Origin of the sequence: Saccharibacillus qingshengii (assembly GCF_013185195.1) — a bacterium.
GTDB classification, from domain to species: domain Bacteria; phylum Bacillota; class Bacilli; order Paenibacillales; family Paenibacillaceae; genus Saccharibacillus; species Saccharibacillus qingshengii.
In genome coordinates, this window is record NZ_JAAZWC010000005.1 from 180,397 (window position 1) to 203,515 (window position 23,119).

20 protein-coding genes are annotated in these 23,119 nt (G+C 56.6%); 3 read left to right on the plus strand and 17 right to left on the minus strand.

Annotation, left to right across the window (positions count from 1 at the left end; all coding sequences use genetic code 11):
* Positions 1–40 precede the first annotated feature (40 nt).
* Entirely contained in the window at positions 41–1,807 is a 1,767-nt protein-coding gene (locus tag HRQ60_RS06660) for a DAK2 domain-containing protein (RefSeq protein WP_172194859.1), read from the minus strand.
* Positions 1,808–2,235: 428 nt separating this feature from the next.
* On the opposite strand from HRQ60_RS06660, the gene rpmB reads away from it, so the two are divergent.
* A complete protein-coding gene (gene rpmB / locus HRQ60_RS06665; protein WP_172194860.1) occupies positions 2,236–2,424 on the plus strand; it encodes a 50S ribosomal protein L28 in 189 nt (62 codons plus the stop codon).
* Between the two features lie 161 nt (positions 2,425–2,585).
* On the opposite strand, the gene HRQ60_RS06670 is transcribed toward rpmB, so the two are convergent.
* From HRQ60_RS06670 to HRQ60_RS06740, 15 genes are all read right to left on the minus strand, one after another.
* The gene (locus HRQ60_RS06670; RefSeq protein WP_172194861.1) at positions 2,586–2,837 is read right to left on the minus strand and encodes a hypothetical protein; all 252 of its coding nucleotides are present in this window, start codon (positions 2,835–2,837) and stop codon (positions 2,586–2,588) included.
* On the minus strand, positions 2,834–3,499 hold the full coding sequence (rpe, locus tag HRQ60_RS06675; protein ID WP_172194862.1) for a ribulose-phosphate 3-epimerase: 666 nt from the start codon (positions 3,497–3,499) through the stop codon (positions 2,834–2,836). The genes HRQ60_RS06670 and rpe overlap by 4 nt, the downstream gene beginning before the upstream one ends.
* Before the next feature lie 3 nt (positions 3,500–3,502).
* Positions 3,503–4,411 carry a ribosome small subunit-dependent GTPase A gene (gene rsgA, locus HRQ60_RS06680; protein WP_172194863.1) on the minus strand — a complete coding sequence of 303 codons (909 nt, stop codon included), beginning with the start codon at positions 4,409–4,411 and terminating at the stop codon, positions 3,503–3,505.
* A gap of 86 nt (positions 4,412–4,497) precedes the next feature.
* Positions 4,498–6,792 carry a Stk1 family PASTA domain-containing Ser/Thr kinase gene (pknB, locus tag HRQ60_RS06685; protein WP_172194864.1) on the minus strand — a complete coding sequence of 765 codons (2,295 nt, stop codon included), beginning with the start codon at positions 6,790–6,792 and terminating at the stop codon, positions 4,498–4,500.
* Positions 6,789–7,571 carry a Stp1/IreP family PP2C-type Ser/Thr phosphatase gene (locus HRQ60_RS06690; protein ID WP_425501629.1) on the minus strand — a complete coding sequence of 261 codons (783 nt, stop codon included), beginning with the start codon at positions 7,569–7,571 and terminating at the stop codon, positions 6,789–6,791. Before HRQ60_RS06690 ends, pknB begins: the two co-directional genes overlap by 4 nt.
* Positions 7,572–7,577: 6 nt before the next feature.
* On the minus strand, positions 7,578–8,636 hold the full coding sequence (gene rlmN, locus HRQ60_RS06695; RefSeq protein ID WP_172194865.1) for a dual-specificity RNA methyltransferase RlmN: 1,059 nt from the start codon (positions 8,634–8,636) through the stop codon (positions 7,578–7,580).
* 275 nt (positions 8,637–8,911) lie between these two features.
* Entirely contained in the window at positions 8,912–10,249 is a 1,338-nt protein-coding gene (rsmB, locus tag HRQ60_RS06700; RefSeq protein WP_246281196.1) for a 16S rRNA (cytosine(967)-C(5))-methyltransferase RsmB, read from the minus strand.
* A 629-nt stretch (positions 10,250–10,878) separates the two neighbouring features.
* Positions 10,879–11,820 carry a methionyl-tRNA formyltransferase gene (gene fmt / locus HRQ60_RS06705; RefSeq protein WP_172194866.1) on the minus strand — a complete coding sequence of 314 codons (942 nt, stop codon included), beginning with the start codon at positions 11,818–11,820 and terminating at the stop codon, positions 10,879–10,881.
* A 5-nt stretch (positions 11,821–11,825) separates the two neighbouring features.
* Positions 11,826–12,308 (minus strand): peptide deformylase, encoded by a 483-nt coding sequence (def, locus tag HRQ60_RS06710; RefSeq protein WP_172194867.1) that lies wholly within the window; start codon positions 12,306–12,308, stop codon positions 11,826–11,828.
* 76 nt (positions 12,309–12,384) lie between these two features.
* A complete protein-coding gene (priA, locus tag HRQ60_RS06715; protein ID WP_172194868.1) occupies positions 12,385–14,958 on the minus strand; it encodes a primosomal protein N' in 2,574 nt (857 codons plus the stop codon).
* A complete protein-coding gene (gene coaBC, locus HRQ60_RS06720) occupies positions 14,955–16,382 on the minus strand; it encodes a bifunctional phosphopantothenoylcysteine decarboxylase/phosphopantothenate--cysteine ligase CoaBC (RefSeq protein WP_172194869.1) in 1,428 nt (475 codons plus the stop codon). Before coaBC ends, priA begins: the two co-directional genes overlap by 4 nt.
* A 118-nt stretch (positions 16,383–16,500) precedes the next feature.
* Entirely contained in the window at positions 16,501–16,740 is a 240-nt protein-coding gene (gene rpoZ, locus HRQ60_RS06725) for a DNA-directed RNA polymerase subunit omega (protein ID WP_141446123.1), read from the minus strand.
* A 93-nt stretch (positions 16,741–16,833) separates the two neighbouring features.
* Positions 16,834–17,406 carry a guanylate kinase gene (gene gmk / locus HRQ60_RS06730; RefSeq protein WP_172194870.1) on the minus strand — a complete coding sequence of 191 codons (573 nt, stop codon included), beginning with the start codon at positions 17,404–17,406 and terminating at the stop codon, positions 16,834–16,836.
* A gap of 12 nt (positions 17,407–17,418) precedes the next feature.
* Positions 17,419–17,679 (minus strand): extracellular matrix/biofilm regulator RemA, encoded by a 261-nt coding sequence (gene remA / locus HRQ60_RS06735; protein WP_005548256.1) that lies wholly within the window; start codon positions 17,677–17,679, stop codon positions 17,419–17,421.
* Between the two features lie 195 nt (positions 17,680–17,874).
* Entirely contained in the window at positions 17,875–18,762 is an 888-nt protein-coding gene (locus HRQ60_RS06740) for a YicC/YloC family endoribonuclease (protein ID WP_172194871.1), read from the minus strand.
* A 195-nt stretch (positions 18,763–18,957) separates the two neighbouring features.
* Between HRQ60_RS06740 and HRQ60_RS06745 the strand changes: the two genes are divergently transcribed.
* Positions 18,958–19,923, plus strand: coding sequence for a ring-cleaving dioxygenase (locus HRQ60_RS06745; protein WP_172194872.1), 966 nt, complete (start codon positions 18,958–18,960; stop codon positions 19,921–19,923).
* Positions 19,924–20,133: 210 nt separating this feature from the next.
* Here the strand turns inward: HRQ60_RS06745 and dapF are convergent, their stop codons facing one another.
* Positions 20,134–20,970, minus strand: a complete 837-nt coding sequence (gene dapF, locus HRQ60_RS06750) for a diaminopimelate epimerase (RefSeq protein WP_172194873.1) — start codon at positions 20,968–20,970, stop codon at positions 20,134–20,136.
* 246 nt (positions 20,971–21,216) lie between these two features.
* Here dapF and HRQ60_RS06755 point away from each other — a divergent pair, with 246 nt between their 5' ends.
* On the plus strand, positions 21,217–22,977 hold the full coding sequence (locus HRQ60_RS06755) for an Rqc2 family fibronectin-binding protein (RefSeq protein ID WP_172194874.1): 1,761 nt from the start codon (positions 21,217–21,219) through the stop codon (positions 22,975–22,977).
* Positions 22,978–23,119 lie beyond the last annotated feature (142 nt).

Consider the following 23,119-nt stretch of genomic DNA (forward strand, 5'->3'; position numbering starts at 1 on the left):
AACCGGCCCTCTGCAGGCCGGCTTCGGGCAGGAAACAAGATCAGGCTTCGACTGAGAACAGATAATCGTAGACCGGCTGGCCGCCGGTGTGGAATTCCACTTCGGCATCCGGATACTCCGCAGCCAACCATTCGGCAAGTTCGGCGGTCTCCGTTTCCGAAGCGCCTTCCCCGGCGAGCAGCGTGATGATTTCGTCGCCGCTCTCGATCATGGCGGCCAGCAGATTGCGGCTGGTTGCCAACCGGTCTTCCGCCGTCGCTACGATCTTGGAATTGAAGATGCCGATATAATGGCCGGCCGTAATGTCCAGACCGTCGAAGTTCGTGTCGCGGACAGCATGGGTGACCTGACCGGTCTTGACTCTCTTGAGAGCTTCGTTCATCTGCGATTCGTTCGTTTCGGGACTCTCGTCTTCCTGGAAAGCGAGCGCGGCCGCGATTCCCTGCGGAATGCTCTTGCACGGAATGACCGTAACCCGGCGTTCGCCTTCGAGCAGATCGCGGGCTTGTTGCGCGGCGAGTACGATGTTCGAATTGTTCGGCAGCAAGAACACATGCTGGGCCGACAGCTGACCGATCGCATTGACGAAGTCTTCCGTGCTCGGATTCATCGTTTGTCCCCCGGACAATACGATATCCACGCCGAGGCTTTTGAAGATTTCTTCGATCCCCGAACCGCTGGCAATAGCGATGAATCCGTAAGGCGCCACTTCGTCGGCCGGAAGCGAAGCCAGTTCCTCCGGAACCGGAGCGGGAGTCGGAATATCGGCGAACAGCTCCGGAGGAGCGGTTCCGTCCATGCCGGCATGCAGCAGGTCGCGATGCTGCTCGCGCATATTCAGAATATGAATCTGCGTGATCTCTCCGTAGCGCAGCGCAAGCGTCATGACTTCGCCCGGCGTCTTGGAATGGACATGCACTTTTACAATATCCTCATCGGCAATGATGATAATCGAATCGCCGTTGACGGATAGCGCTTTCCGGAATGCTTCTTCGTTGAACGAATCTCTGCGGCCTTCGCCCAGTCCGAGATTGATGAAGAACTCCATATCGTACAGGAATTCGATATTTTCGGTTTCCAGCTGCGCCTGCGCGGAAGCTTGGATATTCGGTGCATGCACCGCTGCTGCCGGCTGCTTCTGCGGAGCGGGAGCGCCGATACGGAGCGAATTGCCGGCATCCGCGGCACTGCCGTTCTCCAGATAATCCAGGAAGCCTTCGTAAATATAGACAAGTCCCTGGCCGCCCGAATCGACGACTCCGACCTGTTTGAGGACGGGAAGCTGGTCCGGCGTGCGATCGAGCGCATACTGGGCTTTGGCGAGCACTTCACGCATCAGCTCGACGACATCCGTCGTCCGGCGCGAGTAGACGGCCGCATGTTTAGCCGCTTCCCGGGCCACGGTAAGAATCGTGCCTTCCACCGGTTTGACAACGGCTTTGTAGGCGGTCTCGACGCCGACCTGCAGAGCAGCCGCGAACTGGATCGCGTTCAGCTCGTCATGCGAAGCCGCATAACGGCCGAATCCCCGGAACAGCTGGGACAAAATAACGCCGGAGTTTCCGCGCGCGCCCATCAGCAGTCCTTTGGACAAGATTGTAGCCGTCTGGCCGAGCGAAACCGAACTGCGTTCCCGAAGCTCCGTCACTCCTGCCGTCATGGTCAAATTCATGTTCGTTCCCGTGTCGCCGTCCGGCACCGGGAATACGTTCAGCGCATTGACATGCTCCGCCTGAAGCGAAAGCCTCTCCGCTCCGGCCAATACCATGCCTGTAAAATCTGTTCCGTTAATCGAACGCCTGCTCAATGAAAATTCCCCTTCCTAACCTGCTGGATGCGCAAACGCCAACAATACGCGGCGTTCGCTCTATTCGATGTTGAGGCCCGTAAGTTCACTCGCTGTATGCTCGCTTGCCGCTTTGCCGATCATGCGCGCATCGGAAACCGGGTTCCCGTTCTCTGCGATAACGTACAGGCCGGTGGCGGCCGTCTCTGTCATCCGCTTCCCAATCTATACGGACGAACCGGCTTTTAGTCCCATACATCATGAGCCTCTTGCAAAATCCGGGCAAAGTTTCGAAGCAGATTTTGCAAAAGGCTCCATCTAATATTGTACTATAAGCGACCGTAGAAATAAATAAAGTTTTTAGAACCGTTGACGGAGCTTTTTTTGATGTGTTATGATGATCTGAGTGTTGCTTCTGTATGTTTTATCTAAGCAAGGAGGTGTCATTCATGGCTCGCAGATGTTTTGTAACGGGTAAAAAACCAAGCTCGGGTAACAACGTTTCCCATGCTAACAACCGCAACCGTCGTACTTGGGGAGTTAACGTCCAAAAGGTTCGCATCCTCGTAAACGGCAAACCGAAACGCGTATACGTCAGCACCCGGGCGCTCAAATCCGGTAAATTGACTCGCGTTTAATTCCGGATATACACGAGAAAACACCTTCTGTCGAAGGTGTTTTTTAGTTTTAAATGTTCATTCGGATCGCTGTACGCAAAAGCCGAAAGTCACTCCGGCAGGAGACGACTTTCGGCTTTTTTGACATGCTGGGCTTTGGGCGGCTCGGATTCGTCCCGGTCCTAGACCAGTCCCATCCGATAGCGGACGGCTGCAATAAGCACGGTAAAGAACAAGAAGTAGACGACCGTCCAGATGATGAACGCGATCCGGGCGCCCCGGCCTTCGATTTTGCGGAAGTACCAGATGACCAGTCCCGCCGTCAGCAGACCGACCAGCGCATTGAACGGAGTCGGCAGAAAAGCGAAAACGGCGACCAACAAACCGGTTACCGAAGAGACCAGCGCCAGCATTAAGGTCGATTTGAAATTCATACGCCGCGCTCCGCACTGTCGCGAATCGCGCGTATGGCCGCAGCACGGTCGCTCGCCCCGTAAACGGCGCTGCCGGCGACCAACACGTCGGCACCGGCCGCCGCGACTCTGCCCGCCGTATCGGCCGCGATACCGCCGTCGACTTCGATACGCAGATCGTTCATGCCAAGCGAATGGGCCAGCTCGCGCGTCTCGCGGATCTTGTGAAGGGTCCGTTCGATAAACGCCTGACCGCCGAAGCCCGGATTGACGGTCATAATCAGGACCAGATCCAGATCTTCCAGCACTTCGCGGATCGCGGACACCGGCGTCCCCGGGTTCAGGGCCACGCCCGCTTTTACGCCGTGTTCCTTGATCAAATGGACAACCCGGTGCAGATGCACGCAGGCTTCGGCATGCACCGTAATGACGGAAGCGCCCGCCTTGGCGAATTCCGGGATGTAATTCTCCGGATTCTCGATCATCAGATGCACATCGAGCGGGAGCTTCGTCAGCGGAGCGATCGAGCGCATGATCGGCGCACCAAAAGAAATATTCGGCACAAAATGCCCGTCCATCACATCAATATGCAGCCAATCCGCTCCGCCTTGTTCCACTTCGGCGACGTCGGCTCCAAGCTTCGAGAAATCCGCGGACAATATCGAAGGAGCAATCCATACCATAGTTCAGTACCTCCGTTTTTTATCTTTCATTTCCTGATAAAACGCTTTGTAATGCTTGTAGCGGCTCTCGGCGATCTCTCCGCGTTCCAGTGCTTCGCGCACTTTGCAGTGCGGCTCATGGAGATGGGTGCAGCCGCGGAATTTGCAGCCGTCGGCCAGCGCCGCGAATTCCCGGAAACAACCCGGCAGTTCTTCAATTTCCATTTCGATGAAGTCCAGCTGGCTGAATCCCGGCGTATCGGCAATATAACCGCCGCTGCCGAGATCGACCAGTTCCACGTGACGCGTCGTATGCCGTCCGCGGCCCAGGCGAAGACTGATCTCGCTCGTAAGCAGATCAAGATCGGAGAACATCGCGTTGAGCAGCGACGACTTGCCGACGCCCGATTGGCCGGAGAATACGCTGATTTCGCCCGCCAGGCGCTCGCGCAGCCGATCGGCTCCGAGCCCCTGCGGCGAACTCGTCTCCAGCACCTCGTATCCGATCGACGTATACAGCGCCCGCGCGTTTTCCACTTCTTCGCGGGTCTGTACATCGTCTTCTTTGATCAGATCCATCTTTGTCAAACAGATCAGCGCTTCGAGTCCTTCGTTCTCGATATGTACCAGGAACTTGTCCAGCAGATTCAGGCTCAAGTCGGGTTCTTTGACCGAGAACACCAGAACGGCCAAATTGACGTTGGCAACCTGCGGACGAATCAATTCGGACGTTCGCGGCTTGAGTTCGGTGACGGTGCCTTCTCCGTTTTCGGTGAGTTCATAGACGACGCGGTCTCCGACGAGCGGCGGTTTGCCTTTGAGGCGGAATATGCCCCGGGCCCGGCACTGGATCGCTGTGTCTCCGGGTGCGGCTTCGCTGTCCTTGACGTAATAATACCCGCTTAACGCTTTGACGATGAGTCCTTCTGGCATGCTTCACCTTCCTTTGTCCGTAACGGGAGAGGGCCGGACTTGCGTCCGGCCGCTTTTCTGCCCTTTATTTTTGATGCCGATTTTCTTTATCTTCCGTTTCCGTTCCCATTTCCTTTTCCATTGCCGTTATTGCCGCCGCCGTTTCCCTGGTTTCCGCGGCCCGCTTTTTCGAGAGATACTTCCTTGCCGGGCGGAACGAAAGCGGAAGGATCCCCTTCCGTTTCGGTGCCCGTGCCGCCTTCGGCCGGTTCTTCCTGGCCTTCTTCCGGCGCCTCTTCGGCTGCGTTCGGATCGGCAGGGTCCGTATTCTCGACGTCCGCGCCGTTATCCGCTTCGCCGTCCGCGGCTCCGTTATCGGCCGGAGGATCGGCCGACGGTTCTTCTGCCGGCACTTCCGGCTGCTCCGGTTCTTTCTTCGGAACTTCGGGCTGCTGGAACGTGCCCCGGCTGGCTTCGGTATAATCGACCGGATACGAAATGATCAGCTCATCGTCCCGGTAGACCATAACCGCTCCGTTGAGATTCGGAGCCAGCACCAGCGACACCGGGAAAATCCGGAGCGAAGAAATCGTGTCGCGTCCCCACTCGATCCGTTCGCCGCGTGCGTCGCTGTACAGGATGCGGACTTTGGTCGCTACCCCTTCCTGCGAAGGCTCTACCGGTACTTGAACGGTGAAGTCGAGCGCTTCGGGCGGTTTACCCGAGCTGACGACGAACTTGACGGTTTCGCCGGGCTTGAGTTCGGTATCGGCCTGTGGATCCTGACTGATGACTTTGCCCGCTTCGACCGTAAAGCTCGGCTCTTCCGCCGACGAAGGCGCAAGCGCCTGGCCGTTGATCGCGTCGAGCGCTTCCTGCCGCGTTTTGCCGACGATTTCCGGAACTTTCTTGTTTTCGACCCCTTTGCTGACGATGAGGGTAATGGAATCCTGATCCGGGTCGAAATCTTTGCCCGCCTGAGGCGTCTGATCGATGACCGTATCTACGGCAGCTTCGCTGAACTGTTCTTCCCGCTTGATCCGGTCTTCGGTGACTCCAAGCGCCGTCAGATCCCGGCTCGCTTCGTCATAACCCAACTCGGTCAGTACCGGCATCTCGGTCAGCGGTTTTTTGGAACCTACCGTCAGAATCAGGGAAGCCCCTTCTTTGACGCTGAGCCCTTCAAGTTTGCTCTGCCTGAAGACCCTTCCCGCTTCCGTGGCCGGATCGTACTCGTACTTGACGCCTTCGACTTCGAGTTTGCGGGCGGCAAGCGTAGTCCGGGCATCGTTTTCGGTCATCCCGATCACGTTCGGCACGGTGGTTTCCGGTACGACAAACTGCTTGCTCCACAGCATGACCGAGATAAAAGCGATCGTCAGCACAAGCAGGGTCGCACCGATAATAATCGCCGGCTTTTTCCAATTCTTTTTGCCCGAAGGACCGGTTTTGCTCTTGCCCGACGCGTCTCCGCGCTGCAAATCCGCCGCAGGCGAAACATACGAGGAGCGAATTGCTGGCACGACCAAGGTACGATCCGCGTCATCCATTTCGTCGAACAGCACTTTTTGTTCGTCCCGGCGCGAAGGCAGCAGACAGGTATCCAGATCGCTCTGCATATCGGCCGCCGACTTGTAACGCTCGGACGGATTTTTGCGCATGGCCCGTACGATGATATTCTCTACGCTCTGCGGAATTACCGGATTGAGTTTGCGCGGTTCTTCGAAATCGTCCTGAAGATGCTTGAGCGCGACGCTGATCGGACTTTCGCCTTCGAAAGGCAGTGCTCCGGTCAGCATCTGGTACATCACGATCCCAAGCGAATACAGGTCCGACTTCTCGCCGGCGTTGACGCCTTTGGCATGTTCGGGAGAAAAATAATGAACCGAACCCACGACCGAACCGGTTTGGGTGATCGTCGTGGACGTTACGGCCCGGGCAATTCCGAAGTCCGTTACTTTGACGCGGCCGTTACGGCCGATCAGAATATTGTGCGGTTTGATATCCCGGTGAATAATCTGATTGGTATGCGCATGATCGAGCGCTTCGCAGATCTGCGAAGCGATTCGGACCGCTTCGTCGACCGGAAGCGGCGCACGTTCTTTGATGAGCTCGTCCAGATCGCGGCCTTCGATATATTCCATGACGATGTACTGGACTTCGCCTTCCTGACCGACATCGTAAATACTGACGACGTTCGGATGGGACAGCGACGCCGCAGACTGGGCTTCCCTGCGGAAACGTCGGATGAACTCCTCGTCGTGCACGAACTGCTGGCGCAGCACTTTGACCGCAACAAAGCGGTTCAGCAGCAGATCAAGCGCTTTGTATACAAGCGCCATTCCGCCGCCGCCGACACGCTCCATGATTTCGTAGCGGCCGCTGAACACCTGACCGATCATTGTACCCACTCCTTCGTCGCCGCATCCTGGCCGGCGCGTCCGTTTTCGAACAAGGCGACGGTAATATTGTCGTCGCCCCCCGAACTCAGCGCCATTCGGACCAGCTTATGCGCCCGGTCGTCCAGAGCCGCACCCGGCTTGAGCACCGTGCGCAGCATCTCGGCTTCCGCCACAAAGTTGCTTAATCCGTCGCTGCACAGCACCAGTGCTTCGCCCGGATTAAGCCGAATACGCCGCAGATCGACTTTGACTTCCGCATCGGTTCCGAGCGCCCGAGTCAGCACATTGCGACGCGGGTGGGAACCGGCTTCTTTTGGAGTGATCTGACCGCTCTTGAGCAGCTCGTTAACGAGCGTATGGTCGTCGGTCAGACGTTCCAGACCGGAAGAAGTCACTTGGTATGCCCGGCTGTCGCCGATATGGCCGATCACTCCGTCCGTACCGCTGAGCAGCACGGCCACTACCGTGGTCCCCATATTGTGATACCGAATATCCGACTCGCCTTTGCGGTAGACCACTTCATTCGCGTGGAGAATCGCATCGCTGAGCGCCGCTTCGCAGGCTTCGATGGACAGACCCGGCTCCAGTCCCCCGAGATCGGCTACCATCGTCTCTACCGTCAGACGGCTTGCCGTATCTCCGGCCAGATGGCCGCCCATTCCGTCCGCTACGATGCCCAGCGTATAACCGCCCGGTTTGATCCGGCCGACCCACGACAGGTCTTCGTTGACACTGCGTACGTTTCCGATATGCGTTGCATGAACGGTATGAATCGCCACCCTAGCTCACCTCGCAGCCTTTTCCTGTCCTTTTTCCATATGCTTGGCACGCAGCTGGCCGCAGGCCGCGGCAATATCGTGCCCTTGTTCGCGGCGAATCGTCGCGTTGATGCCATTCTCGGTCAAAATGCGCTGGAAGTTGAAAATATCGCTGCGCGAGGTACGGACGTATTTGCGTTCCGGCACGTGGTTGACCGGAATCAAATTGACGTGCGCCATACGGGTCTTCAGCACATCCGCCAATTCCTGGGCGTGCTCGGCCTGGTCGTTTACCCCGCCGATGAGCGCGTACTCGAAAGTAAGACGACGGCCCGTTTTCTCGAAATAATAATCGAGCGAAGCAATGACGTCGTCGAACGGATAACGGCGGTTGACCGGCATCAGCTTGGAACGCAGTTTGTCGTTCGGCGCATGGATCGAAATCGCCAGGTTGATCTGCGTGTCTTCGTCGGCGAATTTGTAAATGTTCGGCACGATACCGCTTGTCGAAACGGTGATATGGCGCTGTCCGATGTTCAGTCCTTTTTCGTGAATCATGATGCGCAGGAATGTCATGGTCGCTTCATAGTTCTCGAACGGTTCGCCGGATCCCATGATCACGATGCTGCTGACGCGTTCGCCGTCTTTGTCGAGCATCTTCTGGGCTTCGACGACCTGTGCGACAATCTCGCCCGCCGTCAGGTTGCGTTTCAGTCCGCCCAGCGTGGATGCGCAGAACGTGCAGCCGATCCGGCAGCCGACCTGGGTCGTCACGCAGACGCTGTTGCCGTAGTTGTGCTTCATGATGACCGTCTCGATTGCATGTTCATCGTGCAGACCGAACAGGAATTTCACCGTTCCGTCTTTGGACTGGAACTTGGTGATTTCATTCAGTGTGACAAAAGCAAAATGGTCGTCCATTTTCTGACGAAGCGACTTCGACAGATTGGTCATTTCCTCAAAGCTCGATACACGTTTGACGTACAGCCAGTCGAAGATCTGATCGGCGCGGAAAGCCGCTTCTCCGCTCTCTTTGACCCACTCGCGCAGTTCATCGAGATTATAATCGTATATGAAAGGTTTCATGTTGTCGGTTATCCCCTGTTCGTTGATTTATAGATTTTGTTGACTTTATCGATTTCCATCTTATCTATATTAGCACAAAAGCCGTTCATGCTAAAGAGGAACCCCTTCCGGCCCGGTTCGGGCTTCGGCAGAGGTTCCTCTCTGTTATCGGAAAATGACAGCCGATTCGTGCGCAAATGAGATAAAAAACAAAAGGCCGGGACCGTTCGGAGAAGCGATATACGGTGGACGAACAGCTTTCCCCTTGTGTTCAGGTTATCCTTCTTCGCTTGAAATTATCCTCTGCGGCGCAGTCTGGCGATATAGAATCCGTCCGAGCCGAACTGGTTCGGCAGAATTTGTACACCCGCTCCGCCTGCCTGAGGCAAATCGTTCAGAGCAGCCGCTTCGAAAGGTTCGTCGACAAACTCCGCATGATCGCGCAGGAACTCCGCAACCGCACGCTGATTTTCTTCCCGCTCAATCGTACATGTACTGTATACGAGAATGCCTCCCGGCTTGACCAGTCCGGCCACAGCGGCCAACATCTGCCGCTGCAGTTTCGCGATGGAAGCCGTATCCTCCGGCGTCTTCGCCCAGCGCAGATCGGGCTTGCGCCGGATGACGCCGAAGCCCGAGCACGGTGCATCTAGCAGCACACGGTCAAAAGAGGCCGGCTCGAAGCGATCTTTGAGCGACATGGCATCGCCGACACTCGTCTCGATACAAGTCAGACCAAGCCGCTCCGCCTGCTCGGCGATCAAGCCCTGTTTGTGCTCGTGCAGATCGTTGGCGACAATACGGCCCCGGTTACCCATCTTCTCGGCGATATGGGCCGTCTTGCCGCCCGGTGCGGCGCAGCAGTCGAGCACACTCATGCCCGGCTCCGGCGCCAGCGCTTCGGCTACGAGCATAGAGCTTTCGTCCTGAATACTGAAGCGGCCGTCGCGGTACAGATGGTCGTTCGCCATGTTGCCTCCGCTTTCGACGATAACACCCTGCTCCGCAAGCTCGGAAGCGCGGACGCTTCGGCCTTCGGTTTCCAGTTCGCGCAGCAGTTCGTCGCGGTTCATTCTCAGCGTATTGACGCGTATACTCGTCTTCGGCGCTTCGTTGTTCGACGCGCAGATCGCTTCCGCCGTTTCTTCGCCGTATTGGACAATCCAGCGTTCGACGAGCCACTGCGGATGCGAATGCTGCAGCGCGATACGCTCGGCCGTAGGCAGATCATCCGGAATAGACAAAGTTTCGCCTTCGCGCAGCACGCTGCGCAGCACGCCGTTGATCATCGAAGAAATCCCGGCATGTCCTCTTTTCTTGGCAATCTCTACCGCTTCGTTCACCGCCGCATGGGCCGGAATCCGGTCCAGATAGCGGATTTGGTACAGCGACATTCGCACGAGGCTGCGCACCCAGGGATTCAGGCGTTTGACCCCGCTCTTGATGAAGAGATTCAGGAAGTAATCCAGCGTCGCCTGGCGGGCGATCGTTCCGTAGACCAGCTCCGTGGCAAGCCCCGCATCGGCCGGGCTTAGCTCCGCCTGCTGGAGCGAACGGTTCAGCAGCAGATTGCTGTAGGCATTATTCTCCTCGACACCGGTCAGTACATTAAGTGCAACTTCGCGCGCCGTCAACTGGACCTTGCGTCTGCGCGGCTGAAACCCTCCGCTTGGGGCTGAGCCCTTGGCCGGAGCGGGAGCACTACTCTTCCCGCGCTCTTGCGAAGCGGCAGGCGGCCGCTGCGCGGAAATCGGCTCTTTCTTGGCCGCAATCCGTTCGGATGCGCTTGTCGGCCGGCTGCGGTGCTCCGTCTTCGCCGGAGGGTTGGCGGAAGATGCGGATCGGCCGATTTCGGACGATCCTGCGGATTTCGAATCGGCGGCGGCTTTGAACGGCTTAGCCGCCGTCGGCGCATTCTGCGGCTTGGAAGCCGGTCGGCCTCCCGCTGTGCGGCCCGAAGGAGAGGTGGTTTTTGACGTACCGACGGGTTTTGACGTGCCGGAAGATTTGGCCGCTCCGCCGCTCTTGGAGACCCCTCCATTTTTGGCCGCGATCCGTTTGGTTGCTCCGCTTGCATTCCGGCCGAGTTCACTCGCTTTTTTGCGGTCTCCGCTTTTTTTGCGGTCCGTCGGCTTTTTGCTGTCGGACGCTTTTGGCCGTTCGGCCGGTTTGTTCGGATCGAAACCGCCCGAAGGTTTGGTTCCGCCTCCAAACATGCGGATCCCTTGGTTTTCCGTACGTTTCCCGTTCCCTTTTTCTTCGCTCATCCGAGCACCGTCCCCGCCTGCATCGCCGTACCGCGGACAAAGTCGGACACCGGCATCGCTTTTTTGCCGGCCGGCTGTACCTTCGTCAGGCGCACCGCGCCTCCTCCGCAAGCTACGACGATTGCTTTATGATTAATATCAAGCACCGTTCCCGGAGCGGCTCCCGCTTCGGGGCCGTTTTCTTCCGGACGTTCGATTTCCCAGACTTTGAATACTTCCTCGTTCCACAGCGTATACCCGCCGGAAAAAGGAGACAATCCCCGCACCTGGTTGAATATGTCGCGCGGCGAACGCGTCCAGTCGATTCGTTCGTCGTCGCGGGTCAGATTCGGCGCGTAAGAAGCCAGCTCTTCATTCTGCGGCTGTGCTTGAACGCGGCTTTCGAGCAGACGCGGCAGTTCTTTTTTCAACAACGCAGCTCCGGCTTCGCCCATTTTCTCGAACAAGGTACCGGAAGTATCTTCGTCCGTAATCTCGATTTCCGTTTTTGCGATCATATCGCCCGTATCCAGGCCTTCCGCCATATACATGAGCGTAATGCCGGTCTTGGGCTCGCCGTTGATGATCGCACGCTGAATCGGAGCTCCGCCCCGGTAAGCCGGAAGCAGCGAGCCGTGCACATTGACGCAGCCGAGTTCCGGAATTTCCAGCAGCGACTTCGGCAGAATCTGGCCGTAAGCCGCCGTCACGATCAGATCGGGATGGAACGAAGCCAATTCTTCGACCGCTTCCTTGCTGCGCATCCGTTCCGGCTGCAGAACCGGCAGGTGAAGCTTGAGCGCCGCTTCTTTGACGGGCGATGGAGTCAGCACCTTTTTCCGACCCTGAGGACGATCCGGCTGGGTGACGACCGCCACCACATTGCATTCGCTCTCCAGCAGCGCCTCCAGACACGATACCGCAAACTGCGGGGTTCCCATAAATACGATTCTTTTCATTTCATTCACTCCTTTGCCGCACTTTCCTGGCCCGGTTCATAAATATTTTCCGCCACATCCGTAAACAGCACCCCGTCCAGATGGTCGATCTCATGCTGGAACGCACGGGCCAGCAGCCCGCTTCCCGTTACGGTGAACTCTTCTCCGTCCCGGTTCAGGCCTTTGACCGTCACCGTCATGGACCGCCGAACATCGCCGTTCAGGCCAGGAATACTCAAGCAGCCTTCCGGGCCGAACTGTTCGCCTTCGCGCTCCACGATTTCGGGGTTGATCATGCCGATCAGGCCGTTTTCGTCCCCGATATCGATCACGATAATCCGCTTTAGAATGCCGACCTGCGGGGCCGCCAATCCGACGCCCTGCGCATCGTACATCGTGTCCGCCATATCTCCGACCAGCTTTTGCACGTTGGGCGTTATTTTCGTGACTTCTTTTGCTTTTTTGTGCAGAACCTCGTCGGGCTCCGTTACAATCAATCGAATAGCCATTGCCTAGCACCTTCCTCGAACCTGTATTAGCCGCTGCAGCTGCTGTCCGTCCATGAAAAAGACGCGGAGGACCGCGTCACATCATGACCTGGGGATCTACGTCGATGCTGATCAGCAGCTCCTGCTCTTTCGCCGTATCTTCCAGTTCATCCGCGATTTCCCGCGCCAACAGGGCAGCGTCCATTTCTCCACGCCATTTTATCATACATTGAAACCGGTATCTATTTTTGATCCGGGGGATCGGCGACGCGATAGGACCCAGCAGGTCCAGTACGTTCGGAGCCAATTTGTCCATTCGGGCCAACCATCCCCGGGCCTGCGCTTTCTCTTTGACCATCGCTGCATAATTCTCGGCCATACGGACGACGACCGGAAGCTGCTCATGCGAAAAAGTAACCAGGATCAACCGGCAGTACGGCGGATATCCGAGTTTTCTCCGGTGCCCCAGTTCTTCGCGCACAAAAGAATGGTAATCGTGCTTCGAAGCATGGATGATCGAATAATGCTCCGGATTGTAGGACTGGATAAACACTTCGCCCGGCAGATGATGCCGCCCGGCCCGGCCGGCTACCTGGGTCAGCAGCTGGAACGTTTTTTCGCCGGCGCGAAAGTCGGGCAGGTTCAGAGCCGAATCCGCGGCGATTACACCCACCAACGTCACATCCGGGAAATCCAGCCCTTTTGCGACCATCTGCGTACCGAGCAGCACATCCGCTTTTTTGTCGCGGAATTTCTGCAGCAGCTTCTCGTGGGAGCCTTTCTCGCTTGTCGTATCCACATCCATCCGCACGACACGGATCGCCGGGAAAAGCTTGGCCAGTTCTTCTTCGACCCGCTGGGTACCCGTCCCGAAATAGCGGATATGCTCGCTTCCGCATTCCGGACAAGTCTCGGGAACCGTCTCGGCGTGGCCGCAGTAATGGCAGCGCAGGTTGTTGGAACGTTGGTGATACGTCAGCGAGATATCGCAGTTCGGACATTCCGCCACATAACCGCATGTACGGCACATGACGAAGGTCGAATAGCCGCGCCGATTGAGCAGCAGAACCGTCTGCTCTCCGCGTTCAAGCCGCTGCTCGATCGCTTTGTGCAGATCCCGGCTGAACATGGAACGATTGCCTTCCTTCAATTCTTCCCGCATATCGATAATGTTGACGCCCGGCAGCGAACTGCCCAGCGCACGAAGCGAAATTTCGGTCAGGATCGGAGAGAAATGCGGATCGCTTTGCGAGCGGGCCGCATGATACGTCTCAAGCGACGGGGTCGCCGAACCGAGAATGACGACGGCATTATGCTGCTCGGCTCTTTTGACGGCTACATTTCGCGCATGATATTTGGGGCTTTCTTCCTGCTTGTATGAAGATTCGTGTTCTTCGTCCATCACGATCAGACCGATGTCTTTGAACGGGGCAAAAATAGCCGAACGCGCTCCGATCGCTACCTGTACCCGGCCTTCGCGAATCTTGCGCCATTCATCGTACCGTTCCCCGCCGGACAACCGGCTGTGCATCACGGCGACTTTGGAGCCGAATCGGCTCTTGAACCGCTCCACCATCTGGGGAGTCAGCGAGATTTCGGGTACCAGTACGATCGCCTGGCGCTGCTGCGCAATGCAGCGTTCGATCGACTGCAGATACACCTCCGTCTTGCCGCTGCCGGTGATGCCGTGCAGCAGGAAGACGCCTTCTCTGCGGGCATTCAGCCGCTGCATGACGGCATCGTAGACCACCTGCTGTTCGTCGGTCAGCTTGGGCGCGATACTTGGTTTGAAGTTGCGCCCTTCGTACGGATCGCGAAAGACCTCTACGTCTTCCACACGCACCAGCCCTTTGTCTTCCAGCGACTTGATCGCGCTCGCCGTGACGCCAAGCACGCTCAGCACTTCTTTTTGCGCCATCGGAATTCCGAGCTCTACCAGAAAAGCAAAAACTTCTTTTTGCTTTTTGGCGCGGGCCGGGAAATGCTCCAGCTCTTCGGCGGCCCGCTGCGCATCGACGTTCACCACAACGGTTTTGACCGTTTTGCGGCCCATTCGGTCGCGGATTTCCTGGCTTTCAAACAGCAGGCCGCCCTTGATGAGCGCCTGCACGGCTTTTTCACGTCCGGGGAAACTCTGCCGGAGCTGTTCGGCTTTGACCTGTCCCCGGTTTCTGACGTATTCTAGAATTTCCTGGGCCGAAGACACATCGACCGCAGAAGATCCGCCGAACAGCGACAATTCGCCGCCGTCTTCCGGCAGTTCTTCGATCAAACGCCCGATCTCCTGCTCTTCTTCTTCGCCTTCCGGCTTCCGGACCGCATGAATAAAACGCTCGGCTTTGCCTTTGAGCGCGGCGGGAATCATAAGCTGAAGCGCCGTCGATTTATGACAGGCGTATTTGTCCGCAATCCAGCTTCCAAGCTCGACCAGATCCTCCGGCAGCGGAGGCACCAAGTCAAGCAGTTCGCGGATCGCTTTGATACGTCCGTGTTTATATTCGCTCTCATCCGACAATCCCACCACAAACCCTTGTACGGTACGTCCGCCGAACGGCACGCCGACCCGGCTGCCGACTGCGATCCATTCCTGCATTTCCGGCGGAATCCGGTAGTCGAACGGTCGGCTGACCGCCCGCACCGGAACGTCCACAATCACCCGCGCGAAATTCATCGCACGGCTCCCTGCCCCATACGGCGCGAAGCCTCGAGCAGAATTTCTCGGGCCGCTTCGTATTTGGACAGTTTCGGCAGGTCGGCGATCAGGCCTTCGGGCCCGAACAAATGCACGATATTCGTATCTGAACCGAAACCTGCTCCCGAACGGGTCACATCGTTGGCAACCAGCATATCGCAATTTTTGCGCTGGAGCTTCTCCGCGGCATATGTCTTGAGATCGTGCGTTTCCGCGGCAAACCCGATCAGGAACTGATGCTCTTTTTGCGCACCCAGCGTTTGCAGCACATCGACGGTTTTGACCAGTTCAAGCGCCATTTTTTCTTCGCTTTTTTTGATTTTTTGCCGCGCGCTCGATTTCGGGCGATAATCGGCTACGGCCGCGGCCATAATCAGCATGTCGGTATCGGGCCACTCGCCCAGGCAGGCTTCGTACATATCTTCCGCCGACTCGATCCGGACGATATCCACGCCCGTCGGCAGCGGAATCTGCACTTTGCCCGCGATCAGCTTGACATCGGCTCCCAGATCGCGTGCGGCCTGAGCCAACGCGGCTCCCATTTTACCGGAGGAGTCGTTGGTGATATAGCGGACCGGATCGATGCGCTCGATCGTTCCTCCTGCCGTCACAACCACTTTCCGCCCTGCCAAAGGACCGTTGGGCTCGGCCGGTTTGGATGATGAAGCAGCAGTCGCTCCGCTGCCCGCAAGGCCAAGTTCCGAAGCGCCTCCCGCGGTTGCAAACAGCGTTTCTCCCCCAATCTCCCCTGCATCGGGCGCCGCGAAGAACGGTTCGGGACCGGGATCCGAAAAGGCAGGTTCCGAAGCCCCGGGAGAACCCGCAGCCGCTGTCGACGACGCCAGGCTGTCCGCTTCGCGCGACGCAAAAAACTGCCGCAGCACTTCTACGATCGTCTCCGGTTCTTCCAGGCGTCCTTTGCCGACATATCCGCAGGCGAGCATTCCGTCCCCCGGCTCGATCATCATGACGCCGCGGTCTGTCAGGGTCTGCATATTGCTTACAACGGCGGGATGCGTATACATATGCACGTTCATCGCCGGAGCGACCATCACCGGAGCCGTTACCGCAAGCAGCGTAGTGGACAGCATATCGTCGGCAAGTCCGTGTGCCAGCTTGGCGATACTGTTCGCCGTTGCCGGCGCAATCAGAACCAGGTCGGCCCAATCCGCCAGGTCGATATGATTCACGACTTTCGGATTGCGTTCTTCAAAAGTGTCCGTATGCACCGGACTGTGCGTCAATACCTGCAGCGTCAGCGCCGGAATAAACTCCTGCGCCGACTGCGTCATGATGACCTGAACTTCCGCTCCCGCTTTGACCAGCTGACTGCACAGCGTCGCGGCTTTGTAAGCCGCAATGCCACCGGTTACGCCGAGCAGAATTTTTTTTCCGTTTAACATGCCTTATTCCTCCTTCTGAAAAAAAATAACAACCTTATCGGTTGTTAAAGATGGAGCCTTGCGATTTATTTCAATCTGTAGGGTCGGCCGGAGCCGCCGGATCTCGCAGCAGGGAACCTTACAGGTTCCGCTTGCCTTTTTGTTCTTCGACCACTTCGTTTTCGTCGCGCGCTTCGATTTTGAGGTAGTCGTTATAGATTTCTTCGAGAGCTACGCCGACCTGTTTGTGCGATCTCGGGTTCGGCATATCCGATTCCGAGCCTTCGCGCAGCTGTCTGGCCCGTCTGCTCGCCGCGACTACCAGGGAATACTTACTGTCTACTTTGGTCATGATTTTATCGATGGAAGGATACAACATATTTATCGTCCTCTCTGTGCTCCTTCGGATCGCGCAAGCGCGGCTTCGAAGAAACGGTCCGGTTCTCCGGCAATCTGGTTGTAAAAAAGCAGCCTACTTGACGATCCGGCAGTGTTCCGCCACGATGATCGATTCGATCCGCATGCAGGCTTTGTCGACTTCGTCATTGACGACCGAATAATCGTAATGACGCATCAGAGCAATCTCTTCTTCGGCCACCGACAAGCGGTTATGAATCACCGATTCCGTCTCCGTTCCGCGGCCGACAATCCGGTCTTTCAGTTCTTCGATCGAAGGCGGCGTCAGGAAAATGAATACGCCGTCCGGGAACGTCTGCTTGACTTTGAGCGCTCCCTGCACTTCGATTTCCAAAATAATATCGTTCCCCGCTTCGATCGTCTGTTCGACGAAATCACGCGGGGTACCGTAGAAGTTGTCCACATACTGCGCATATTCGAGCAGTTGGTCGCCCGCGATCATGCTGCGGAATTCTTCCTGGCTTTTGAAAAAATAATTGACGCCGTGCTGCTCGCCCGCACGGGGCGAGCGGGTTGTCGCCGAAACCGAATACACGAGTCCCGGCAATCTTTTGCGAAGTGCGCTGCATACGGTACCTTTTCCGACTCCCGATGGTCCGGACAATACAATCAATAACCCTTTAGACATAGTTCTCTCCATTTATTCGTCGTTATCGTCATCTTTGGTCGACAGGCGGTGGGCAACCGTCTCCGGCTGTACGGCCGAAAGAATGACGTGGTCGCTGTCGGTAATGATGACGGCGCGCGTTCTGCGGCCATACGTTGCGTCGATGAGCATGTGCCTGTCCCGCGCCTCCTGAATGATCCGCTTGATCGGAGCGGATTCCGGGCTTACGATGGAAATGATTCGGTTGGCCGATACAATGTTCCCGAAGCCGATATTGATGAGCTTGATTGCCATGTCCAGGTTTTCCCCCTAATCTAAGTTCGGTTCTTTTTCTGTAAGTCGGACTAGTACCTTGTCAACACTAAAGGTACGGTTACGTTCCCCTGAGATTTCGTACTTGAAGCGTGTACGAAGTCTCCGACGGAATTGTGATTTCAGGAAAACGTAAACCTATAATTAAGAGTTGAAAGGGTACTAGGCGCCCGGCCGTTATTCGAGATTGGCGGCCTGCTCGCGCATTTTCTCGAGCTCCGCCTTCATCTCGACGACATGGCCTCCGAGCGCCAAATGATTCGCCTTCGAGCCGATCGTATTGACCTCTCTATTCATTTCCTGAATCAAGAAATCCAGTTTGCGTCCTTTGGGTTCGGTGCTGCCCAGCAGTTCCGAACATTGGACGAAATGACTGCCCAACCTCGCCAGTTCTTCATCGATACTGCAGCGGTCGGCAAAAAGGGCCACCTCCATACCGAGCCGCTGCTCGTCCAGTGCAAAACTTCCGTCCTGCAGCTCGGCGAGACGCTGACGCAGTTTGGTCCGGTAGTCTTCGACCACCAGAGGAGCCAGCCGGACAAGTTCTTGATGGGCGGCCTGCAAATTCTCAAGCCTCAGGCGGCAGTCGCGGGCCAGATACGTACCTTCCGACCCCCGCATCGCTACAATCTCCGCAAGCGCCAACCCGAGACCCTGCTGAAGCACCTGTTCCCAATCCGTACTATCGCTGGGTTCAAGCGGCGCGGCCGCGGGAATCATGACGTCCGGCAGCGACAGAATTTCCGCCGCGCCCAGACGTCCGTCAATGCCGTAAGCTTGTTCCAACTCGCGTGCGGCACGGATATAAGATTCCGCCGCCGCACGGTTGAGCGTCATCGCGTTCCCCTGCGATTCGCTTTCCCTCGTGATGTACACATCAATCCGTCCACGCCTCATATGCTGCTGTACGAGCCGCCGGAGACCTTCCTCAAAACCGTTCCATTCCCGGGGCATCCGCAGTACGACTTCGCAGTAGCGATGATTGACGGACTTGACCTCAAATTGAATTTTGTATCCGCTCTGCTGGATGGCGGATTGACCGTATCCGGTCATGCTGTAAGACATCGTCATCACATCCGTTACCTTATTTTAATGGATTATGCAAACCGAAACAAGGGGGATCGCACCGGTTTGCAAATTCCGATTTGAAGCTTGACTATCTTCAATTCAAGATATATACTGAAATTAATAAAGCAACTTTAATATAAATAGTAATTTGACGATTTTTATTGCGACTTATTTAATAAGGAGAGGTTCACTATGCAGCTGCTCGGACAGCACCATGTCTCGCTGATGACCGGCAAAGCCGAGAACAATTTCGATTTTTTCACACGGGTACTCGGAATGCGTCTGGTCAAAAAATCCGTCAATCAGGATAACACGACGTCTTATCATCTGTTCTACGGCGATGCCGCAGCCAATCCCGGTACGGAGATTACGTATTTCGATTATCCGGGAATCGGCCCCTCTTATCAGGGGGTATCGAGCATTTCGTCCACTTCGCTTCGCGTGCCCTCGTCCGCCTCGCTCGAATTCTGGGCCGCCCGTTTCGACTCGCTCGGCATTGCCCACGGGGAGATCGGCAGCCGGGCGAACCGCGCCGTTCTTCCTTTTGAAGATTTCGAAGGAACCCGCCTGATTCTGGTCGCGGACGACGGCGAAACCGGCGTCGCTCCGGGGCAGCCCTGGCATGCGGAAGGGATTCCGCTGGAACACGCGATCGTCGGCTTGGGGCCCGTTACGCTGACGGTCGCCGATCCCAAACCTACCGCCTTGGTCCTGACTCAATTGATGGGCTTCCGCAAAGTCGGTACCTATCCGTCTCCCGCAGGCGACTTTGCGGATCTTGAAGTCTTTGCGACCGGCGAAGGGGGTTCGGGGGCGGAAGTGCATCTGGAAGCCCGTCCGGACCTGCCGAAATTCCGGTTGGGCCGCGGAGGCGCCCACCATGTCGCGTTCCGGATCCCGAACGAAGACGAATATGCCAAATGGATCGATCGGATCGCGGCGAGCGGTCTGCCCAATTCCGGCCGGGTCGATCGCGACTATTTCCGCGCTTTGTATTTCCGCGAACCGAACGGGATTCTGTTCGAGCTTTCGACCGATACCCCGGGATTCGATATTGACGAACCGCTGGAATCGCTGGGCGAAAAGCTCGGTCTGCCTTCTTTCCTCGAACCCCGCCGCGCCGAAATCGAAGCGAAGCTCCGGCCGCTCAAACTTTGACGCTTCCGCTTTTACGCATAAACCGCGATACCAAGACGCTTTTCCTTGACCGGAAAAGCGTTTCTTTGCGTCCTCCATGGCACCGCAAACAAAGCAAAAAACCGCAGATCCGCGGCGCTTGGTCTTTGCTTTTCTCTCCTCACCTTGAAAAGCAAAGACGGCTGCTCCGCGTTTGTGCGGTCTGTGAATTGGGATTCGCCTATTTATCGGTTAGTCGGTCAGTTTGCCCGTGTAGACAAACGCCGCCGGGCCGGTCATGTAGACATGGTTGTCGGATTCGTTCCATTCGATGAACAGATCGCCGCCCTTGAGCGAGACCGTCGCTTCGCGTCCGCTGAGTCCGTTCAGAACGGAAGAAACGAGCGTCGCGCAGGCGCCGGTTCCGCAGGCCAGAGTGGGTCCCGCCCCGCGCTCCCAAACGCGCATGTCGATCTGCTCCGGACTGTTTACCGTCGCAAATTCGACGTTCACTTTCTTGGGAAACAGCGGATGCTTTTCCAGAACCGGTCCCCATTTGGCGAGGTCGAAGTTGACCGCGTCGTCCACATAGATGACGCAGTGCGGATTGCCCATGGATACGGCAGTAAAGCGGAAGTTCTCGCCCAACGCTTCGATCGGCTGGTCGACAATCGGTTCGCCGTCCACCGCAACCGGAATTTTGGCGCCTTCGAGAATCGGGGCTCCCATATCGACGCGTACCGTCTGCGCAGCGCCGTTCTCGGCCTGAATCGTCAGCGGCTGAACCCCCGCACCGATCGTTTCGATCGTAAGGCTCTCGCCTTCGGCGAGCTTATGGTCGTAGACATATTTGGCGACGCAGCGAATCGCGTTCCCGCACTGCTCGGCTTCCGATCCGTCCGAGTTCATGATCCGCATCATGAAGTCCGCTTTTTCCGAAGGCAGAATATAGACGAGACCGTCCGCTCCCACGCCGAAGAAACGGTCGCATACCCGGATAGCCTGCTCCGCCGCATTGGCCGGAAGTTCTTTTTCCCCGTATACGATCACAAAATCATTGCCCAGTCCGTGCATTTTTGTAAATTCCATTACGCATTTCCACTCCTTATCGGTTTCGAGACCGGTACTCTCGTCCGTTTCGCCCGCTGCGAAAAGTTGACGAAAGTGCCGGCTTCGCTCAATATAGATCTTGCCGCGCCCATTTGCGAAAGCTACATTAACTAAGATACGCGAACCCCCGCGCGATTGCTATTGATTTTATGCGTGAAACTTTGTATTTTTCCGCGCGGCGCACCGCTTCTACAATTGGATGTTACAGAAAGAAGGTCGTTATAGATGGCATTGGATGGAATCGTTACACGCGCAATCGCTGCCGAGCTGGCTTCGCTTCAAGGAGCCCGGATCAGCAAAGTACATCAACCTTCGGGCAGCGATATCATTTTCCAGATTCGTTCCCGCGAAGGCAACAAGAAACTGCTGCTGTCCGCCAGCCTGACTTATCCGCGGATTCAATTCACCGAACAATCGTACATGAATCCGCCCGAGGCGCCGATGTTCTGCATGCTGCTGCGCAAACACTGCGAAGGCGGTTTGATCGAAAAAATCGAACAGGTCGGCATGGAACGTATTCTCCACTTCTGGATCCGCCAGCGGGACGAAGTGGGTGACGTATCGCTCAAAAAGCTTGTCGTCGAGCTGATGGGCCGTCACAGCAATATCATTCTGCTTGATGCCGCGACGGAGACCATTCTGGACGGCATTCACCATGTCACCCCGGCGATCAGCAGCTATCGGATTGTGATGCCGGGCATCCAGTATCAGGAACCTCCGCAGCAGAACAAGCTCAATCCGCTGGAGACCGCCGAAGAAACGTTCAAGCAAAAATGGAACGGGAATATCGTGGATGCGCCCGTGAACCGGCTCGTCGAGACCTATACCGGCCTCAGTCCGCTGATTGCCCAGGAAGTAATGAACCGGGCGAGCGTGTCCGTGGATGCGGACAGTTCGGCAGTCGAACCCGACGTGTCCGCAATCTGGCAGGCGTTCGACGAACTGATGACCGGCGTGCGCGAAGGACGCTTCGCTCCGTGCACCGGACTCAACGCGCGCGGCAAACTGGTCTTCTCCGCCGTTCCGCTCACCCTGATCGAAGAAGAACGCCGCACGTTCGATTCGATCAGCCTCTGCATGGAACATTATTACGGAGACAAAGCCGACCGCGACACGGTCAAACAAAAAGTCGGCGACCTGATCAAATTCCTGCAGAACGAACGCGGCAAAAATGTCAAAAAGCTCGATCATCTGGACAAGGATCTGGAAGAAGCACAGGACGCCGAGCAGTACCGGATCAAAGGCGAGCTGCTCTTCGCGTCGCTGCATCTGCTGAAAAAAGGCATGAAAGAGATTGAAGTCATCAATTTCTACGACGATGAGCAGCGCGAGATCAAGATTACGCTCGATCCGCTGATCAACCCGTCCGACAACGCCCAGCGCTATTTCAAAAAGTACAACAAATACAAAAACAGTCTGGCCGTCATCGACGAACAGATCAAAAAAACGCACGAAGAAATCGCCTATATGGACAATCTGCTGCAGCAGCTGAACGACGCTTCGCTGCGCGATGTCGACGAGATCCGGGCGGAACTTGCGGAGCAGGGTTATGTGCGCAGCCGCGTTCCGCGCGGCGCCAAAAAGAAAAAGAAAAACGACAAGCCGACGCTGCATCTGTACACGTCCTCGGAAGGCATCGAGATTTACGTCGGCAAAAACAATCTGCAAAACGAGTTCATCACGAACCGTCTGGCGCATTCCAGCGACACCTGGCTGCACACCAAAGATATTCCGGGTTCGCACGTTCTGATCCGCAGCGCGGAGTACGGCGAAACCACGTTGAACGAAGCCGCACAGCTTGCTGCTTTCTTCAGCCAGGCCAAGCATTCCAGCAGCGTGCCGGTCGATACGACCCAGATCCGCCACGTACGCAAACCAAGCGGTTCCAAGCCCGGTTTCGTTATTTACGATCACCAGAAAACGCTGTTTGTCACACCCGACGAAGATCTGGTCAAAGCTCTGCCAAGCACGGTTAAAAACGCCTGAAACGGACTTGACCCGGCGGCTTGAACCTCACCTTCCGCATACTTTCAAAAAAGGCCGGATTCCGCATCGCGGAATCCGGCCTTTTTTCATTTGTTCCCTATTGGCTATAGATGAATCTGCGCAGGCGGGCGGTCAAACCCGC

Excerpts from the sequence above, each read along its gene's own strand:
- gmk (WP_172194870.1), bottom strand. The coding sequence starts at position 17,406 with ATGTCTAAAGGGTTATTGATTGTATTGTCCGGACCATCGGGAGTCGGA.
- remA (WP_005548256.1), bottom strand. The coding sequence starts at position 17,679 with ATGGCAATCAAGCTCATCAATATCGGCTTCGGGAACATTGTATCGGCC.
- dapF (WP_172194873.1), bottom strand. The coding sequence starts at position 20,970 with ATGGAATTTACAAAAATGCACGGACTGGGCAATGATTTTGTGATCGTA.
- pknB (WP_172194864.1), bottom strand. The coding sequence starts at position 6,792 with ATGATCGGTCAGGTGTTCAGCGGCCGCTACGAAATCATGGAGCGTGTC.
- rlmN (WP_172194865.1), bottom strand. The coding sequence starts at position 8,636 with ATGAAACCTTTCATATACGATTATAATCTCGATGAACTGCGCGAGTGG.
- coaBC (WP_172194869.1), bottom strand. The coding sequence starts at position 16,382 with ATGTTAAACGGAAAAAAAATTCTGCTCGGCGTAACCGGTGGCATTGCG.
- rpe (WP_172194862.1), bottom strand. The coding sequence starts at position 3,499 with ATGGTATGGATTGCTCCTTCGATATTGTCCGCGGATTTCTCGAAGCTT.
- fmt (WP_172194866.1), bottom strand. The coding sequence starts at position 11,820 with ATGAAAAGAATCGTATTTATGGGAACCCCGCAGTTTGCGGTATCGTGT.
- HRQ60_RS06745 (WP_172194872.1), top strand. The coding sequence starts at position 18,958 with ATGCAGCTGCTCGGACAGCACCATGTCTCGCTGATGACCGGCAAAGCC.
- rsgA (WP_172194863.1), bottom strand. The coding sequence starts at position 4,411 with ATGCCAGAAGGACTCATCGTCAAAGCGTTAAGCGGGTATTATTACGTC.
- HRQ60_RS06755 (WP_172194874.1), top strand. The coding sequence starts at position 21,217 with ATGGCATTGGATGGAATCGTTACACGCGCAATCGCTGCCGAGCTGGCT.
- rpmB (WP_172194860.1), top strand. The coding sequence starts at position 2,236 with ATGGCTCGCAGATGTTTTGTAACGGGTAAAAAACCAAGCTCGGGTAAC.
- HRQ60_RS06670 (WP_172194861.1), bottom strand. The coding sequence starts at position 2,837 with ATGAATTTCAAATCGACCTTAATGCTGGCGCTGGTCTCTTCGGTAACC.
- HRQ60_RS06740 (WP_172194871.1), bottom strand. The coding sequence starts at position 18,762 with ATGTCTTACAGCATGACCGGATACGGTCAATCCGCCATCCAGCAGAGC.
- priA (WP_172194868.1), bottom strand. The coding sequence starts at position 14,958 with ATGAATTTCGCGCGGGTGATTGTGGACGTTCCGGTGCGGGCGGTCAGC.
- def (WP_172194867.1), bottom strand. The coding sequence starts at position 12,308 with ATGGCTATTCGATTGATTGTAACGGAGCCCGACGAGGTTCTGCACAAA.
- rpoZ (WP_141446123.1), bottom strand. The coding sequence starts at position 16,740 with ATGTTGTATCCTTCCATCGATAAAATCATGACCAAAGTAGACAGTAAG.